The organism is Actinokineospora sp. NBRC 105648 (assembly GCF_030269645.1).
Lineage (GTDB): Bacteria > Actinomycetota > Actinomycetes > Mycobacteriales > Pseudonocardiaceae > Actinokineospora.
In genome coordinates, this window is sequence record NZ_BSTR01000030.1 from 77,697 (window position 1) to 92,798 (window position 15,102).

Consider the following 15,102-nt stretch of genomic DNA (forward strand, 5'->3'; position numbering starts at 1 on the left):
GCCACCGCCCTCCGGGAACTCGGCGTCCACTCCCGCCCTCGGAGCAGTGATCGCCCACCTCCCTGATTCTGATCCGCCCCAGAACGCGCCCGCTGAGGCGGACTGGCCGGGCGTTCTACACGAGACCGGCCCCCGTCCACCAGGGACGGGGGCCGGTCTCGGCGTTCCAGCTCAGGCCGGGTTCTCCTTGCTCGCCTTCAGGTCCCTGCGGAGCTCGGGCGGGAGGGCGAAGGCGATCTTCTCGTTCGCCGTGGTCACCTCGTCCACATCGGCGTACCCGCGCTCGGCCAGCCAGGCCAGCAGGTCCATCACCAGCGTGTCCGGCACCGAGGCCCCACTGGTCACCCCGACCGTGGTCACACCCTCCAACCAGGACTCGGACACCTCGTGCGCGTAGTCCACCAGGTACGACGCCCGGGCGCCGGCCTGCACCGCCACCTCGACCAGCCGCTTGGAGTTCGACGAGTTCTGCGAGCCCACCACCAGCACCAGCTCGCACGCGGGCGCCATCGCCTTCACCGCCACCTGCCGGTTCTGCGTGGCGTAGCAGATGTCGTCCGACGGCGGGTTCTGCAGCCCCGGGAACCGCTCGCGCAGCTGGTCGACGCGCTCCATCGTCTCGTCGACCGACAGCGTCGTCTGCGACAGCCAGATGACCTTGGCCGGGTCGCGCACCACGACCTTGTCCACGTCCTCGGCCTTGTCGACCAGCTGGACGTGCTCGGGTGCCTCGCCCGCGGTGCCCTCGACCTCCTCGTGGCCCTCGTGCCCGATCAGCAGGATGTCGTAGTCGTCCTTGGCGAACCGCTTCGCCTCGAAGTGGACCTTGGTGACCAGCGGGCAGGTCGCGTCGATCGTGCGCAGGTTGCGCGCCGCCGCCTGCTCGTGCACGACCGGGGCCACCCCGTGCGCGGAGAACACCACCAGCGCGCCCTCGGGGACCTCGTCGGCCTCCTCGACGAAGATCGCGCCGCGTTCGCGCAGGGTCTCGACGACGTGGCGGTTGTGGACGATCTCCTTGCGCACGTAGACCGGCGGGCCGTAGGTCTCCAGCGCCTTCTCGACGGTGATGACCGCCCGGTCGACACCGGCGCAGTAGCCACGCGGCTTGGCCAGCAGGACGCGCTTGGTGGGGGCACTCATGCCGTCCAGGGTACGGCGCGGCCCGGTGTGGCCCGGGCCTCGCTGTGCAGAACGCCCGGACTCAGGCAGGCTAGGGGCATGAAGTCTCTCCCCCTGCCGCTGCGCGTGGCGGCTGGGCTCGCCGTCACCGCGGTCGAACGCGCGCGCGACCTGCCGACCCGGATCGCGGGGCTGCCGGTGACCGTGGCCAGCCAAGCCCTGCAGGTGTCGATGCGGGTGCAGCAGCACGTCACCGAGCTGGCCATCAAGGGCGACGAGGCGCTGGCGGCGCTGCGACCGGCCGACGAGAGCCCGGAGTGGGCCACCTTCGACGAGGACTCCGAGGACACCGAGACCACCGCCGCCGGCTACGACGCGTCCCGCCCGGCGTTCGACCGGGTCACCGAGGACGACCTGGCCGACTTCGACGAGGACCTCGAGGACGAGACCGACCCGGCAGGCGAGACCGCTGTCTTCGACGACACCGATGATGCTGATGACACAGACGAGATCGCGCGATTGAGTGAGCCCGTCACCGAGGGTGGCGTGACCGAGGTCGTAGTCGACGTCGCCGACCCGTGGGAGCAGGAGGGCGAAGCGAGCACCGCGCCGGACTCCGTGCCCAACTACGACGAGCTCTCCCTGGCCCAGCTGCGCGCTCGGCTGCGCTCGTTCTCCGCGGACACCCTCGAGGACCTGCTCGCCTACGAGCGCGCGGGCGCCAACCGCCCCTCGTTCGTGGGAATGCTGACCCGCCGCATCGCCACGGTGCGCGACCAGACGTGACCGGACCGACCGCCGAGGAACCCTGGCCCGTCCGCACCGTCGCCCGCAAGATCGCCGACTGGGTCAACCGGCTCGGCACCGTGTGGGTCGAGGGCCAGCTCACCCAGATCTCCGCCCGCCCGGGCACCGGCACGGCGTTCCTGACGCTGCGCGACCCGGCCGCTGACGTGTCGATGACGGTCACCTGCTCGACGCAGATGCTCCGCAGCCACGAGCCGCCGCTCACCGACGGCACCCGGGTCGTCGTGCACGCGAAGCCGACGTTCTTCCTCAACCGCGGCACGCTGAGCCTGCGCGCCGACGAGATCCGCGCGGTCGGCATCGGCGAACTGCTCGCCCGCATCGAACGGCTGCGCAGGCTGCTGGCCGCCGAGGGCCTGTTCGACCCGCGCCGCAAGCGCCGCCCGCCGTTCCTGCCCGCCAAGATCGGCCTGATCACCGGCCGCGCCTCGGCCGCCGAGCGCGACGTGCTGGTCAACGCCAAGGCGCGCTGGCCCGCGGTGGACTTCCGGGTGGAGAACGTCGCGGTGCAGGGCGCGCTGGCGGTGCCGCAGATCTTGGACGCGCTGTCCGCTTTGGACCGCGACCCCGCCGTCGAGGTCATCGTGATCGCCCGCGGCGGCGGCAGCGTCGAGGACCTCCTCCCGTTCTCCGACGAGGCGCTGTGCCGCGCGGTGTCCGACTGCCGCACCCCGGTGCTCAGCGCGATCGGCCACGAGCCGGACACCCCGCTGCTCGACCACGTCGCCGACCTGCGCTGCTCCACCCCGACCGACGCGGGCAAGCGCGTGGTCCCCGACGTCGCCGAGGAGTCCGCGCGGGTGCGGCAGCTGCGCGACCGGGCCCGGCGGGCACTGCACGGATGGGTGGACCGCGAGGTCCGGCTGCTCGCGCAGCTGCGCAGCCGCCCGGTCCTGGCCGACCCGCTGACGCCGCTGCTGCGCCGGGGCGAACAGGTGGATTCACTGGTCGAACGGAGCCGTCGGGCGCTGCTCGGCAGGCTCGCCGAGGAGAAGGCGGCGCTCACCGCCACGCGAGCCCGCTTGACGACCCTCGGGCCAGCCGCCACTCTTGCCCGTGGGTATGCGGTCGTACAGCACACCGATGCCGATGGGACTCCCCGCGTTCTCCGCTCCACCGAGGACGCGCCGGAGGGTGCCCGCCTGCGCATCCGGCTCACCGACGGCGCCCTGCACGCGGTCGTCACCGGCGACCGGGAACCGGCTGCCGAAGGGAGTTAGCGTGGCCAGGCCCGCCAGGGAACCCACGTTCCTCCCGCTGACCCTGTCCACCGTCGGCACCGTGTGCCGCCAGACCGGCGGCGCCGAAATGGTCCAGGCCATTGCCCGCCGAGCGGACGCGGCGGCGGCCGAGTGCTGGGCGGCGCTGCTCGCGGGCTGCGACGCCCCGGGCAGGCACCAACTGCCGAACCGGCTGCGCGAGCTGTCCCGAGCGACGGCGGCGTTCGCGGGCGAGCAGTGGTGGCAGACGACCTGCCACCCGGCCCGCATCGACGGCGCCCGCACCGAGATCGAGGAAGCGGTCGCCGAACGCGACGGCGCCGACTTCGCCGAGGCCTTCATCGGCTACGACCAGGCGGTCGCCACCGCCCTGGTCCGAGCCCACAACCGACTTGGGAGCCCGACCCGGTGAGCGAACCCGGATACGAACAGGCCCGCGACGAACTGGCCGCGGTGGTCGCGAAGCTGGAGGCGGGCGGACTGTCCCTTGAGGACTCCCTAACCCTGTGGGAACGCGGCGAGGCCCTGGCCAAGATCTGCGACCGCCACCTGGCAGGCGCCCGCGAACGAGTCGAGACGGCCCTAGCCGCCGCCGAAGCCGAGGACTGACCCCGCCTACCGGCACTAGTCGCATCCGCCGTTGGCCCGATGCGCTGCGGACAACACCCTTGTTGATCGCCCGAAGACTCGGCAGAGTCGGCGGCCGGGCGCGTCGTGATTGGTGAACACGCCACAGAGTCGATCACCGTCGCGCGATCACAGCGCGTTGGTCACGGGGTGTGCGCTCTGGGTAACACCATCCCGGCGAAGACAATACGCAGTACGCCTGAGAGAGGGACAGCCGTGGCAAGCCTCGACTTCGCGATGTTGGCGGAATTCGCCGAGTTGGACTCCGCCGGTCTGCTCACAGTCGTCGGCGGCGGCTTCGATCGCATCGAGGTCAGGTCGCCCGGCCTGGTCCAGCAGGTGCACTTGGTCATGCGTTTCGAACTGGGACAGGGTAAGACATAGGTCAGCTTCGGGGTGCGTGTCGTCACCCCGAGTGATGACGATCTGAAGGTGGAGATCTCTGGCCTGGCCACGACCGGGCTGCTCGAGACCGAGAACCCGGGCAAACGGTACGCCCCGACGGTCCTCCCCCTCGGATTTCAGGTCTCAGTCTCTGGCTCGTGCAGCATCGATGTCGAGCTCGACGGCCACACCGTCGGCTCAGTGCCATTCGATGTTCGTGTCGCGGCTGGGGGTGTGGGTTGAGATGCACCTGTTGTTCTCGCAGCACGCACGCAGACGCATGCGCCAACGGAATATCACAGAGGGTGAAGTAAGGGCCTGTCTGACCGACTATCGGACTCGCATCGTGGGAGTCACCAGTTCGGTCTGCATTGCCGACGCTGGAACACGTAGTCTGAAGGTCGTTGTTGCAGCGGACAGGGATGGCGACACCGAGAGATTCATCATCACGACCGCGTGGAGGGGCGACGATGACAACTAGCCAGCGCATCTCGCTGGAGATCGATCAAGAGGCTGGTGCCGCATACCTTCAGTTCCTTGACTCCGCGGTCACCCGGAGCGTTGAGTTCAGTGACAGCATCGTCGTCGACCTGGACGAGCACGATGTGGCCGTGGGTATCGAGGTCCTCGATCTGAACATCTCCGTGCCGCTGGACGAACTAGCCGCGAAGCACCACATCCGGACCGAGTCCCTCGCTGTCCTGGTGCAGGCCCTGAGGTCGTCGAGCCCAGCCAACACCTATGCCGCGGGCTCGCATGCCGGCCCCGGACTGCCTCAACCGCGCATCCTGACCTCGTAACTGCGGCACGCCCGCCACAGGCCGTTGGCGACTCCCAACGGCAGCACCTATCGCGGCGCGGCTACCGTTCCCGAGCGCACAGAGGCTTCCCTGCGGTCAACGACGTGCCAATCCGAGCTCACGCGGGCGGACTGAGCGCCAGCACCAGCGCACACCAAGCACACGCCACAGCTCACCCCCAAGGGCCAAACCGCGACACGCCAACGGGTTGCGCCATTCAGGTTTACCGCTTCACAGGCGCGGCAGCCAGATACGCCCGCGCCAGCGCCCGGAACTCCTCCTCGTCCCCGGTCCCGGTGATCAACACCGTCGCCCCCGACACCGACGTCGCCCACGCGAGCTCCGAGCGCCGACCCGGGTAAACAGTCCACTGTGTACCGTCGACGTCCACCACCCCGCTGGACCCCGACGAGGCACCCGTCTCCGCCGCCACCAGTTCCGGTACCGAGGCCGCCGACTGGCTCAGCTGCACGAACCGCCCCGGGGTCAGCCAACCGGCTCGGACCACCACCGATACCGGTTCGACCCGGCCCGTGGAGGACGAGTTCGCTCGCCACGGGGCGGGCACCGCGGGCACCCGGACCGGGAAGTCCACCACCGCCGCCGCGCGCTGGAGCGAGTCCGCCGCGTCCACCGACGGGGCGGTCGACGGGTCCGCCGTCGGCGTCCCGGGGCTGAACGCGCAGCCGCGGTTGGCGAACATCAGCGCGCCGATGATCAGGAGCAGCGCGACCAGCGAGAGGACCATGTCGCGCGGGCCCTGGTTGAGCCGGGATTTGGCAGCCACGCCACCCATCGTCGCAAATGCCCCGCCGTGACGAGCGGCACGGCCGCGGTCGTACCCAGGTATACGGCCTGATCTGGGAGGATGCGGATTGGTCTGCCACCAAGGCAGGCCGCCCGCCGATCCGGGAGGCTTTATGAGCACGTCCACCAGCGCCAACGCCGCGCGCCGCCGGGAAGCACCCGACCGCAACCTCGCGCTGGAACTGGTACGCGTCACCGAGGCCGCCGCGATGGCCGCGGGCCGCTGGGTCGGCCGGGGCGACAAGAACGGCGGCGACCAAGCCGCCGTCGACGCCATGCGCAAGCTGGTCGGCACCGTGTCGATGCGCGGCGTGGTGGTCATCGGGGAGGGCGAGAAGGACGAGGCGCCCATGCTCTACAACGGCGAGGAGGTCGGCAACGGCGACGGGCCGGACTGCGACGTCGCGGTCGACCCGATCGACGGCACCACGCTGATGTCCAAGGGCATGCCCAACGCGATCGCGGTGCTGGCGGTGGCCGAGCGGGGCGCGATGTTCGACCCGTCCGCGGTGTTCTACATGGAGAAGCTCGCCGTCGGCCCGGAGGCCGCCGACGTCGTCGACATCACCGTCCCGGTCGCGGAGAACATCCGCCGGGTCGCCAGGGCCAAGAGCACCGACGTCTCCGACGTGACGGTCTGCATCCTCGACCGCCCCCGGCACGACGGCCTGGTCAAGGAGGTCCGCGAGGCGGGCGCGCGGATCCACTTCATCTCCGACGGCGACGTCGCGGGCGCGATCTCCGCCGCCCGCCCGAACACCGGTGTCGACCTGCTGCTGGGCATCGGCGGCACCCCGGAGGGCATCATCGCCGCGGCGGCGCTCAAGTGCATGGGCGGGGCCATCCAGGGCAAGCTGTGGCCCAAGGACGACGCCGAGCGCGGCCGGGCCATCGACGCGGGCCACGACCTCGACCGGGTCCTGCTCACCGACGACCTGGTCCGCGGCGACAACGTCTTCTTCTGCGCCACCGGCATCACCGACGGTGACCTCCTGCGCGGCGTGCACTACCGATCGGGTGGTTGTACGACGCAGTCCATCGTGATGCGGTCCAAGTCCGGCACAGTGCGCATGATCGATGGCTTCCACCGCCTCACCAAGCTGCGCGAGTACTCCTCGGTCGACTTCGACCGCCAGGGCGACACCGAGGACGACGGCATCCCGCCGCTGCCGTAGGTAACGGTTGGGTCGCGCGGGACAACCTCGCTCGCCCCAGGGGCGTCACAGCCATCGACGGGTATTCCCCTGGGGCAGGCGAGGAGCCGTATATGCAGGTCAACAGGCTGATCCTGGGCGCGGCGGTGGCCGCGACCGCGCTGCTGTCCGCGTGTGGCACGAGCGAGGGCGCCCCCGCGGCGCAACCCGCGACGTCCACCACGACGACGACCACCAGCGCGGCCCCCACGACCATGGTCCAGCCCACGACCACCACGGTCGAGCCGACCACGACAACCACCACGGTCGCCCCCACCACCACGCGGCCGACGACCACCACGACGAAGCCCAAGCCGACCACGACCACCACGAAGCCGAAGCCCAAGCCGACGACCGCGACACCCAAGCCCCCGCCGCCCCCGGCCATCGCCGGTGTCCCGTGCGCGAGCACGGTGGACGCGTGCATCGACCTGTCGGCGAACAAGACGTGGCTGCTCAAGGACGGCAAGGTCGTCTACGGCCCGGCCCCGATCACCAGCGGCCGCCCCGGCTACCTGACCCCGCCGGGAACCTTCCGCGTGCAGTGGAAGGACATCGACCACAAGAGCCGCGAGTTCAACGACGCGCCGATGCCGTTCTCGGTCTTCTTCAACGGCGGCATCGCCTTCCACCAGGGCAGCCTCAGTGCCAAGTCGCACGGCTGCATCCACCTGTCGGCCGCCGCGGCGAAGACCTACTACAACGCACTCGCCGTCGGCGACGTCGTGCAGGTCGTGCCGTAACCACCAGCGGCGGCTCAACTCCCCGGCTCGGACATCGCAAGGCTGATGTCCGAGCCGGCGCCGTTTCAGGAGGGCCATGACCTGACGACTTGGGTGGACTGCCCCGAACGCCTACCTGCCCAGTTTGCTCGCCGGGGAGTTCGGATGACAGCGGATCGAGTTTCAAGGTACCTTGCAACTATGTCCAGCGCCGCGTCCGAGATCAACTTCAGCGACCTGTCGAACAAGCCCGCGGACTCCGTCCGCAAGCTCCAGGAGTCGCCCAGCCGGACTCTGCTCGTGCACCGCCGTGGTGACGAGGAGGACTTAGTACTCACCACCGCGGGCAGGGCGCAGGAGGTGCGCGAGGTCGTCTCGACCACAACGGCGCTCTTCGTGGCTCTGATGCAGCACAGCGACAGCGTTCGGGACCTGGTGACCGACGTCATGCCGACAGCCTTTCCGTGGGTTCGGTTCCTGCCACGGGAAGACCTGCGCGCGTTCGTCGTCGACCTCGTGCAGACCCTGGAAGCCGCCGACTCGCTGGGCAGTCCGGCTCCGGTCACCCGACTTATCGCGGCGTGGCGGCACACTGCCGAGGTCCACGCGGATCCACGACTTCTCGCGATCCTCCAGCAGGACGGCGAGGACCTCGGTGACGTTCCGGCCCCGGAGGAAGCCATCTCGTGAGCCCGAAGAAAGGAGACCCGGTCGCCCCGCCGACCATCGCTGAGGAGTGGCACATTCGCTACTGCACGAATGAAGCGATCAAGGGTTGGCACGACCTGGAAACCCGCGCCGGAGGGAACTTGCGCAAGGCCTGGGAGGTCATGCGCGACAGTCCAGGCCCGGGATCAGGCAAGCCCTGCAGTCGTCATAGCCAACTGAAGGGCTGTTTGGCCTCTGGCACCCACGGCGGGCGGGAGTTGCCGCGCTGGCAGATCGAGGTCACCGGGGGCGACCGGATCTGGTATCTGCTGGACGTGGACGGACACACGGTCTGGGTTCAGTACGCGGGGGGCCATCCCAAGGCAACTGACTAGGCCCGGGCGCGGATGGTGGGGCCGGTCGGTGACGACCGGGGTCAGTGTCCGCCGCGGGCCATGCGGAGGACGTCGAGGGCCTGGTCGAGCTGTTCTTCGGTGAGTTTCCCGGACGACACGTGGCCCCGTTCGATCACGACCTCGCGGATCGTCTTGCGCTCCTTGAGCGACTGCTTCGCGATCGACGCCGCCTCCTCGTACCCCAGGACCGAGTTCAGCGGCGTCACGATCGACGGTGACGACTCCGCGTGCTCGCGCAGGCGGTCCACGTCCGGTTCGACGCCCTCGATGACCTTCGACGCCAGCAGTCGGGCCACCGCCGACAGGAGGCGGGCGGACTCGAGGATGTTGCGGGCGATCACCGGCAGCATCACGTTGAGCTGGAAGTTGCCCTGCGTCCCGGCGAACGCCACGGCGGCGTCGTTGCCGATGACCTGGGCGACCACCATCATCGTGGCCTCGGGGATGACCGGGTTGACCTTGCCGGGCATGATCGACGACCCCGGCTGCAGGTCCGGCAGCGCCAGCTCCGCCAGGCCGGTGCGCGGGCCCGAGCCGAGCCAGCGCAGGTCGTTGGCGATCTTGAACAGGGAGACGGCCACGGTGCGCAGTTGGCCGGAGGCCTCCACCACGGAGTCCTGAGTTGCCTGGGCCTCGAAGTGGTCGCGGGCTTCGGTCAAGGGGAGGCCGGTAGCGCTAGCGAGTTCTGAGGACACGGCAGCACCAAAACCGATAGGTGCGTTAAGACCCGTGCCCACTGCGGTACCGCCGATAGGCAATTCCCCAAGACGCGGCAAGACGGACTGCACGCGCTCTATGCCGTACCGCACCTGCGCGGCCCACGCGCCCGCTTCTTGTCCCAGCGTCACCGGGACGGCATCCATCAAATGGGTGCGTCCGGACTTCACGATGTCCGCCCACTCCCCCGCGCGAACCTCGATCGCCGAGGCCAACGCCTCGAGCGCCGGGACGAGGTCGGACACCAGGGCCTCGGTGGCCGCCAGGTGCAGCGTGGTCGGGAACGTGTCGTTGGACGACTGCGACGCGTTCACGTGGTCGTTCGGGTGCACGTCCCGACCGAGCGCGCGGGACGCCAGGGTCGCGATGACCTCGTTGGCGTTCATGTTCGACGAGGTGCCCGACCCGGTCTGGAACACGTCGATCGGGAACTCCGCGTCGTGGTCGCCCGCGGCCACGGCGTCGGCGGCCGTGGCGATGGCCTCGGCGACCTCGGCGGGCAGCACCCCCAGTCGGGCGTTGACCCGGGCGGCGGCCGCCTTGAGCAGGCCCAGCGCCCGGATCTGGGCGCGCTCGAGGCCCCGGCCCGAGATCGGGAAGTTCTCCACGGCGCGCTGCGTCTGCGCCCGCCACAGCGCGGCGGCGGGCACGCGGACCTCGCCCATGGTGTCGTGTTCGATGCGGAAGTCGCCCATGTGCACCAGTCTCACCCCGTTCGGGGACCTGGGCATGGTCAGGTTCCCCACATAGGGTGGTTCATGGACGCCCACCACATGCGTGAGAGCAGGTACCGATGACCGAGGTCGACCTACTCATCGTCGGCGCTGGCCCCACGGGCCTGTACGCCGCCTACTACGCCGGATTCCGCGACCTGACCACCGCCATCGTCGACTCGCTGCCCGAGCCCGGCGGTCAGGTCACCGCGATGTACCCGGAGAAGATGATTTTCGACGTCGCGGGCTTCCCCGCGGTGAAGGGCCGCGACCTGGTCTCCGCGCTGGTGGAGCAGGCCGACCAGTGGAAGCCGACCTACCTGCTGGGCAGGCGCGCCCAGACTCTGTCCCAAGTGGACGGACGGTTCATCGTCGACCTGGACGGCGGGGTCACGGTCAGCGCGGGCGCGGTGCTGATCAGCGCGGGCATCGGCGAGTTCACGCCCCGCCCGCTGACCGCGGGCGACGGCTGGCTCGGGCGCGGGATGGTGCACTTCGTGCCCGCGCTGGACGTGCACCGCGACCAGGACGTGGTCATCGTGGGTGGCGGTGACTCGGCCTTCGACTGGGCGCTGGCACTGCACCCGATCGCCACCAGCGTCACGATCGTGCACCGCCGGGCCAAGTTCCGCGCCATGCCCGCGACAGTCCGCCAGGTGACGAACCTGGGCGTCCGGATCATCACGGACGCGGAAGTGACGGAGATGATCGGCGACGACGAGAGCCTCCGACAGGTGACTCTTAGCGTGAAGGGCGAAGACGCGCCGGTAGTGCTACCCGCACAGGCAGTGGTAGCGGCGCTGGGGTTCACGGCCGACCTGGGACCGATCGAGGCGTGGGGCCTGGAGATCGACCACCGGTCGATCTCGGTGGACTCGACGATGCAGACCGCGCGGCCGCTGGTCTACGCGGCCGGGGACGTGGCGGCCTACCCGGGCAAGGTGAAGCTGATCGCGACGGGCTTCGGGGAGGCGGCGACAGCGGTGAACAACATCGCGGTGGCGCTGAACCCGGAGGCCCACCTGTTCCCGGGCCACTCGAGCGCGGCGGAGTAGAGATGGTGGTGGCTGCGACGGTTTCGGTCGCAGCCACCAGTGCCGAGCAAGACTCACCGCTGCTCGATCTGATTCCACACCGACGAAGTGAGCAGGTCGGTCTGGTCAATGGGTGGTAGGGCTGCGTCTAGCGGACGCATGGCTCCGTAGATGCGCCTCATGGTGCTCTTGTCAGGCAGCTGCGGACTTCCAGCGGCGCGCAGAAGGACAGTCTCCGAGTTCCACACGCGGATGGAACCGCGCCGCGGAGCCATGCGGGCGAATCTGGCGGCTTCCTGCTGAGCCATGGCCGTGCCGTCCCGCTCCTGGATGAGGACCGTGACATCCCTGCCCGCATCGGCGAGCACGACGGCGTGCGCGATCACCATCAGCTCGCCAAGATCCTTGCCTTGCTGCATCCGTTGACTCATCGGGAGGTGGCAGAGGCGCTGGACGGCGACTGAGAGTTCCACGGACTCATCGTCGGAGAGCACCTCGATGCGACCAGCGTTCTCCAGCATCTGCCACTGGTTCGCGGCCGAGCCCAACAAGCGTTGCTTCTCACGGCTCTTGCGCATCACCTCGGTACGCACGATCTCCGGCGCGGCAAAGCCCCCACGCAGCCCCTGGAAGAGGACACGCGTGGTGTCCTTCCTGGCCAGGAACGTGAGGGCGGGTCCCGCGTCGACGACAGTCCCGGTGCAGGTGGTCACTCGTCCAGCCAAGAGAGGTCGATGAACTCACCTGCGTCCCGGACGTCCCGGTCAGCCGGATGTGCGACAGCGCCGCGGACTCGGACGCCTGCTTCGGTGAGTTCGGTGGCGAGGTCGGCCGCTGGGATCCCGCGGACACCGGCGAGGGTCTCGATCGTCACCACGCCCGCCGCGTAGCCCGCGACCGCGCGGGCGAGAAGGCGCTGTGGTGATCGCCGCTGACTGGACTCCACCTGCAGGGCGCGGTACTGGTCCATCCACCCGAACCGGGCCGCCAGCGATGGCGTGAAGGTGCCTGCGAACAGGTTGAGGTCGCCTTGGTCGCGGTACCCGCTGTCGCGCAACTGGATCGCGGCGATCTTGGGCGAGATCTGGAAGCGCTGCACCAGGTCCGAGAACGTGGCGAGGTCGAGCGCGCGCCGATCGGCCATGAACTGGCCGACGGCCTCGACGGGGAGCAGCAGGTGCCGGGCGAAGGCCTGGGCGCGGCTCTCGACGGTGGCGTTGAAGACCAGGGACCCGGACTCGCCCGCGTGGTGGTCGTCGAAGACGAGGTGCCCCAGCTCGTGGCCAAGTGTGCTGCGCCAGCGCATGGGATGGAGGGAACGAGCCACCCCGACGATGGTGACCCCGCGCGCTGGGTCGATCATCGTCAGCCCGTGTTCGTCGCTGTCCTCGACGTCGAGGACAGCGACGTCGACATCGCGGGTCTGCTCGATCAGCGTCACGACGTCCGCGATCGGGGCGATGCCGAGTCCGTTCTCGGAACGGAACTCCCGAGCCGCGACCATGGCGGACTTCTCGTACTCGGTCACGGTCGCGGGACGCCCTGCTCTTCCAGGTAGGCGTCGAGTTCGAGGAAGTGAACCAGCTCCCGACGAAGGCCGGCCATCTGGTTCTCGGCGTTGCGGTTCTCGGCCCGGGCGAAGCAGACGACGCGGTCGCGCACGGGGGAGTGCTCAGAGATCTCCGAGAGCGAGCACCCGAGCGCACGAGCCAGTGCGACCAGTTCCGGCATCTTCGGCTTGCGAGCCCCGAGCTCGACGCGGTTCAGCGTCGCTTGGCTCAGCTCCGCCCGGTCGGCGAGCGCCCGCTGGCTCAACCCGACCCGCTCCCGGGCGGCTCGCACCCGGTCACCCGAGGTCATCATCTGAATCACTCCCCCACTCAGTGATTCAAGTGTACGCGCTCGGCGAAGCCGGAGGAAGTGTCGCGACCCACGACGGGGGTGTCGTCGCAGGTCACGACACCGGTCGCTACCTGACGGCGGTGAGCAGGGACTCCAGGGCGGTGGCGGGCAGGAGCAGAACCGGCCCGGACACGTTCTTGGAGTCGCGGATGCCCGCGACGGTCGAGCCATGCGCCAACTCAACGCAGTTGCCGGTGTTGGTGCTGCGAGAACTCTTGCGCCACTGCGCCGGAGCATCGATGTGTGCCACCTCCACACAGTTGGCCTGGTTGGTGCTGCGGGAACTCTTGCGCCAGCGGGCGGTTTTCAGGTCCAGCGCGGACATGCTGCGTTCCTCTTCCTAGGCGGTCATCTCGGCCACGGTGGCCGAGAGCCACTCGGCCGTTGCATCGGGTGCAAGGGACACGTTCAGAATATTGCGGAGCGCAAGGCGATACCCGGCGAGATCTACCTCTTCCTCTTGGAACATCGCCGTGTCCTGGTTCTCGGCGTAGACCAAGGCTGGTTCCTCAGCAAACTCCAGGATCATGAAGGGGCCTCTGAGGCCCGCAGTCGCTCCCGCCGAGGTGGGCAGCATCCGGACGCTGATGTTCCGGTACTCGCCTAGCTCCATCAGGCGGCGCAACTGGCGGACCATGACGCCCGCTCCCCCAATCGGCACGCGGAGCGCCGCTTCGTGGATCACAGCCAGGAACTGAGGTGCGTTGGACCTGGTCAGGAGTGTCTGCCGAGCGATCCGCGAAGCCACCAGGTTGTCCAACTCCACCGGGGAGAGGGTCGAGTCCAAGCCCTGGAGCATCGCAGCCGCATACTCTCCGGTTTGCAAAAGCCCCGGGACAACCATGTTCTCGTAGTTCTGGATGCGTCTTGCCTTGTTCTCGAAGTCGATCACGGCGCGCCAGATGCTCGGGAGGTTGGCTTGGCGCTCCCACCAGCCCTTCTGGTCGCCCCGCCGCAGCAGGTCCAGCAGTTCGGTGCGGCGAGCGGCCGGGACCTTGTAGAATCCCAGCAGGACAGCGACATCCTCATGTTGCAACCCACTGACACCGGTCTCCATCCTGCTGATCTTGCTCGCTGAAACTCCAAGTTGCTCGCCTACCTCGGCGCAGGTAAGTCCTTTGACCTCACGGAGTTTGCGTAGTTCGGCGGCCACAGTCCTAGACCGGACCGAAGTGTGCGGGTTTCCAGGCATGGGGGCATGCTTTCGGAAACAGTCCCGCAACACAATCACACGATCGGGCCATGGCGTGCAGCAGTTGCAACGAGAAAGAGTGGTCCTAACCGTTCCAACTGGAGGACACAATGGACCAACCGAACCTCGCCGAGCTGCACCGCCAGGTTGTGGAGCGCATCCCGGAGGTCAAGACCTGGACCATCGAGCAGACCGACGAGACCGGCCCCGCGATCATCTCGATGCGGATGCCCGACCTCGTCATCACCGACGCCGACGGCAGCAGCATCACCCTGAGCCTGCGCCAGTGCCTGCTGGTGATCCGGCACATGAGCGATGTGACGGACTGGTTCGAGGAGTTCGAGGAGAAGGTCTGAGAAGTCCGACAGCACAACCGATCCCGACCACCGCCACCCCGGCGAGTGCGACCACCGTCAACTCTTGTGCCCCCATCGCCACCGACACCACCAGGCCCGCCACCGGCATCACGCCGATCAGCACCCCGGCCCGGTCGGCGCCCAGCACATTCACCGCTAGGTACCAAATCACGAACGCCACAACCGTTAGCACTGCCACTACTAAGAGGGCTACCGACTCCCTCTTAGTCGGAATGCGCCACGGGTCAACGAGAACCGCGAGCACGCTGCCAACACCTGTCGCCAAGAGGTGTGCCCATAGCGCTACCGACAATCCCCCTAGTACGGCAGCCGCCATTTGTTAGCTGACCTGGGTGTTCTCGATGTCGCGGGCGAGTCTGGTGCGTTTGTGGAACCAGCGTGAGCGTGCTTGGTGGGTGCGTCGCCAGTTCACCCAGTGGGT

22 protein-coding genes are annotated in these 15,102 nt (G+C 68.8%); 13 read left to right on the forward strand and 9 right to left on the reverse strand.

Going from position 1 to position 15,102, the window contains the following annotated elements:
• Positions 1 to 171 precede the first annotated feature (171 nt).
• Complete coding sequence (locus QSK30_RS23780) at positions 172 to 1,143, reverse strand: 4-hydroxy-3-methylbut-2-enyl diphosphate reductase (protein WP_285505904.1); 972 nt, start codon at positions 1,141 to 1,143, stop codon at positions 172 to 174.
• Between the two features lie 78 nt (positions 1,144 to 1,221).
• Between QSK30_RS23780 and QSK30_RS23785 the strand changes: the two genes are divergently transcribed.
• From QSK30_RS23785 to QSK30_RS23810, 7 genes are all read left to right on the forward strand, one after another.
• A complete protein-coding gene (locus tag QSK30_RS23785) occupies positions 1,222 to 1,908 on the forward strand; it encodes a lipid droplet-associated protein (protein ID WP_285505905.1) in 687 nt (228 codons plus the stop codon).
• Entirely contained in the window at positions 1,905 to 3,149 is a 1,245-nt protein-coding gene (xseA, locus tag QSK30_RS23790; RefSeq protein ID WP_285505907.1) for an exodeoxyribonuclease VII large subunit, read from the forward strand. Before QSK30_RS23785 ends, xseA begins: the two co-directional genes overlap by 4 nt.
• 1 nt (position 3,150) lies before the next feature.
• The gene (locus QSK30_RS23795; RefSeq protein ID WP_285505909.1) at positions 3,151 to 3,561 is read left to right on the forward strand and encodes a sugar ABC transporter substrate-binding protein; all 411 of its coding nucleotides are present in this window, start codon (positions 3,151 to 3,153) and stop codon (positions 3,559 to 3,561) included.
• Entirely contained in the window at positions 3,558 to 3,758 is a 201-nt protein-coding gene (locus QSK30_RS23800) for an exodeoxyribonuclease VII small subunit (protein WP_285505911.1), read from the forward strand. Before QSK30_RS23795 ends, QSK30_RS23800 begins: the two co-directional genes overlap by 4 nt.
• A gap of 234 nt (positions 3,759 to 3,992) precedes the next feature.
• Entirely contained in the window at positions 3,993 to 4,160 is a 168-nt protein-coding gene (locus tag QSK30_RS23805; protein ID WP_285505912.1) for a hypothetical protein, read from the forward strand.
• Between the two features lie 244 nt (positions 4,161 to 4,404).
• Positions 4,405 to 4,641 carry a DUF4258 domain-containing protein gene (locus QSK30_RS36985; protein WP_352231609.1) on the forward strand — a complete coding sequence of 79 codons (237 nt, stop codon included), beginning with the start codon at positions 4,405 to 4,407 and terminating at the stop codon, positions 4,639 to 4,641.
• Positions 4,631 to 4,960 carry a DUF2283 domain-containing protein gene (locus tag QSK30_RS23810; RefSeq protein ID WP_285505914.1) on the forward strand — a complete coding sequence of 110 codons (330 nt, stop codon included), beginning with the start codon at positions 4,631 to 4,633 and terminating at the stop codon, positions 4,958 to 4,960. Before QSK30_RS36985 ends, QSK30_RS23810 begins: the two co-directional genes overlap by 11 nt.
• 223 nt (positions 4,961 to 5,183) lie before the next feature.
• On the opposite strand, the gene QSK30_RS23815 is transcribed toward QSK30_RS23810, so the two are convergent.
• The gene (locus QSK30_RS23815) at positions 5,184 to 5,747 is read right to left on the reverse strand and encodes a DUF4245 domain-containing protein (protein ID WP_285505915.1); all 564 of its coding nucleotides are present in this window, start codon (positions 5,745 to 5,747) and stop codon (positions 5,184 to 5,186) included.
• A 133-nt stretch (positions 5,748 to 5,880) separates the two neighbouring features.
• On the opposite strand from QSK30_RS23815, the gene glpX reads away from it, so the two are divergent.
• The 4 genes from glpX (at position 5,881) to QSK30_RS23835 (ending at position 8,725) form a co-directional block, all read left to right on the forward strand.
• Entirely contained in the window at positions 5,881 to 6,942 is a 1,062-nt protein-coding gene (gene glpX / locus QSK30_RS23820) for a class II fructose-bisphosphatase (protein WP_285505916.1), read from the forward strand.
• A 92-nt stretch (positions 6,943 to 7,034) separates the two neighbouring features.
• Positions 7,035 to 7,703 carry a L,D-transpeptidase gene (locus QSK30_RS23825; protein ID WP_285505917.1) on the forward strand — a complete coding sequence of 223 codons (669 nt, stop codon included), beginning with the start codon at positions 7,035 to 7,037 and terminating at the stop codon, positions 7,701 to 7,703.
• A gap of 180 nt (positions 7,704 to 7,883) precedes the next feature.
• On the forward strand, positions 7,884 to 8,372 hold the full coding sequence (locus QSK30_RS23830; protein ID WP_285505919.1) for a hypothetical protein: 489 nt from the start codon (positions 7,884 to 7,886) through the stop codon (positions 8,370 to 8,372).
• Complete coding sequence (locus QSK30_RS23835; RefSeq protein WP_285505920.1) at positions 8,369 to 8,725, forward strand: hypothetical protein; 357 nt, start codon at positions 8,369 to 8,371, stop codon at positions 8,723 to 8,725. Before QSK30_RS23830 ends, QSK30_RS23835 begins: the two co-directional genes overlap by 4 nt.
• A gap of 41 nt (positions 8,726 to 8,766) precedes the next feature.
• On the opposite strand, the gene QSK30_RS23840 is transcribed toward QSK30_RS23835, so the two are convergent.
• On the reverse strand, positions 8,767 to 10,158 hold the full coding sequence (locus QSK30_RS23840) for a class II fumarate hydratase (RefSeq protein ID WP_502871875.1): 1,392 nt from the start codon (positions 10,156 to 10,158) through the stop codon (positions 8,767 to 8,769).
• Positions 10,159 to 10,256: 98 nt separating this feature from the next.
• On the opposite strand from QSK30_RS23840, the gene QSK30_RS23845 reads away from it, so the two are divergent.
• On the forward strand, positions 10,257 to 11,231 hold the full coding sequence (locus QSK30_RS23845) for an NAD(P)/FAD-dependent oxidoreductase (RefSeq protein ID WP_285505922.1): 975 nt from the start codon (positions 10,257 to 10,259) through the stop codon (positions 11,229 to 11,231).
• A 53-nt stretch (positions 11,232 to 11,284) separates the two neighbouring features.
• Here QSK30_RS23845 and QSK30_RS23850 read toward each other — a convergent pair whose 3' ends face one another.
• From QSK30_RS23850 to QSK30_RS23870, 5 genes are all read right to left on the reverse strand, one after another.
• Positions 11,285 to 11,923, reverse strand: coding sequence for a PIN domain-containing protein (locus tag QSK30_RS23850; protein ID WP_285505924.1), 639 nt, complete (start codon positions 11,921 to 11,923; stop codon positions 11,285 to 11,287).
• On the reverse strand, positions 11,920 to 12,738 hold the full coding sequence (locus tag QSK30_RS23855; protein WP_285505926.1) for an ImmA/IrrE family metallo-endopeptidase: 819 nt from the start codon (positions 12,736 to 12,738) through the stop codon (positions 11,920 to 11,922). Before QSK30_RS23855 ends, QSK30_RS23850 begins: the two co-directional genes overlap by 4 nt.
• Entirely contained in the window at positions 12,735 to 13,073 is a 339-nt protein-coding gene (locus QSK30_RS23860) for a helix-turn-helix domain-containing protein (protein ID WP_285505928.1), read from the reverse strand. Before QSK30_RS23860 ends, QSK30_RS23855 begins: the two co-directional genes overlap by 4 nt.
• 106 nt (positions 13,074 to 13,179) lie before the next feature.
• Complete coding sequence (locus QSK30_RS23865) at positions 13,180 to 13,437, reverse strand: DUF397 domain-containing protein (RefSeq protein ID WP_285505931.1); 258 nt, start codon at positions 13,435 to 13,437, stop codon at positions 13,180 to 13,182.
• Positions 13,438 to 13,452: 15 nt separating this feature from the next.
• Positions 13,453 to 14,265 carry a helix-turn-helix domain-containing protein gene (locus tag QSK30_RS23870; protein ID WP_285505932.1) on the reverse strand — a complete coding sequence of 271 codons (813 nt, stop codon included), beginning with the start codon at positions 14,263 to 14,265 and terminating at the stop codon, positions 13,453 to 13,455.
• A gap of 149 nt (positions 14,266 to 14,414) precedes the next feature.
• Between QSK30_RS23870 and QSK30_RS23875 the strand changes: the two genes are divergently transcribed.
• The gene (locus QSK30_RS23875; protein WP_285505934.1) at positions 14,415 to 14,660 is read left to right on the forward strand and encodes a response regulator; all 246 of its coding nucleotides are present in this window, start codon (positions 14,415 to 14,417) and stop codon (positions 14,658 to 14,660) included.
• Here the strand turns inward: QSK30_RS23875 and QSK30_RS23880 are convergent.
• Entirely contained in the window at positions 14,572 to 14,997 is a 426-nt protein-coding gene (locus QSK30_RS23880) for an EamA family transporter (RefSeq protein ID WP_285505936.1), read from the reverse strand. The two genes, QSK30_RS23875 and QSK30_RS23880, sit on opposite strands and share 89 nt — an antisense overlap.
• Positions 14,998 to 15,102 lie beyond the last annotated feature (105 nt).

Excerpts from the sequence above, each read along its gene's own strand:
- QSK30_RS23780 (WP_285505904.1), bottom strand. The coding sequence starts at position 1,143 with ATGAGTGCCCCCACCAAGCGCGTCCTGCTGGCCAAGCCGCGTGGCTAC.
- QSK30_RS23785 (WP_285505905.1), top strand. The coding sequence starts at position 1,222 with ATGAAGTCTCTCCCCCTGCCGCTGCGCGTGGCGGCTGGGCTCGCCGTC.
- QSK30_RS36985 (WP_352231609.1), top strand. The coding sequence starts at position 4,405 with ATGCACCTGTTGTTCTCGCAGCACGCACGCAGACGCATGCGCCAACGG.
- QSK30_RS23810 (WP_285505914.1), top strand. The coding sequence starts at position 4,631 with ATGACAACTAGCCAGCGCATCTCGCTGGAGATCGATCAAGAGGCTGGT.
- glpX (WP_285505916.1), top strand. The coding sequence starts at position 5,881 with ATGAGCACGTCCACCAGCGCCAACGCCGCGCGCCGCCGGGAAGCACCC.
- QSK30_RS23825 (WP_285505917.1), top strand. The coding sequence starts at position 7,035 with ATGCAGGTCAACAGGCTGATCCTGGGCGCGGCGGTGGCCGCGACCGCG.
- QSK30_RS23830 (WP_285505919.1), top strand. The coding sequence starts at position 7,884 with ATGTCCAGCGCCGCGTCCGAGATCAACTTCAGCGACCTGTCGAACAAG.
- QSK30_RS23840 (WP_502871875.1), bottom strand. The coding sequence starts at position 10,158 with ATGGGCGACTTCCGCATCGAACACGACACCATGGGCGAGGTCCGCGTG.
- QSK30_RS23845 (WP_285505922.1), top strand. The coding sequence starts at position 10,257 with ATGACCGAGGTCGACCTACTCATCGTCGGCGCTGGCCCCACGGGCCTG.
- QSK30_RS23860 (WP_285505928.1), bottom strand. The coding sequence starts at position 13,073 with ATGATGACCTCGGGTGACCGGGTGCGAGCCGCCCGGGAGCGGGTCGGG.
- QSK30_RS23865 (WP_285505931.1), bottom strand. The coding sequence starts at position 13,437 with ATGTCCGCGCTGGACCTGAAAACCGCCCGCTGGCGCAAGAGTTCCCGC.
- QSK30_RS23875 (WP_285505934.1), top strand. The coding sequence starts at position 14,415 with ATGGACCAACCGAACCTCGCCGAGCTGCACCGCCAGGTTGTGGAGCGC.
- QSK30_RS23880 (WP_285505936.1), bottom strand. The coding sequence starts at position 14,997 with ATGGCGGCTGCCGTACTAGGGGGATTGTCGGTAGCGCTATGGGCACAC.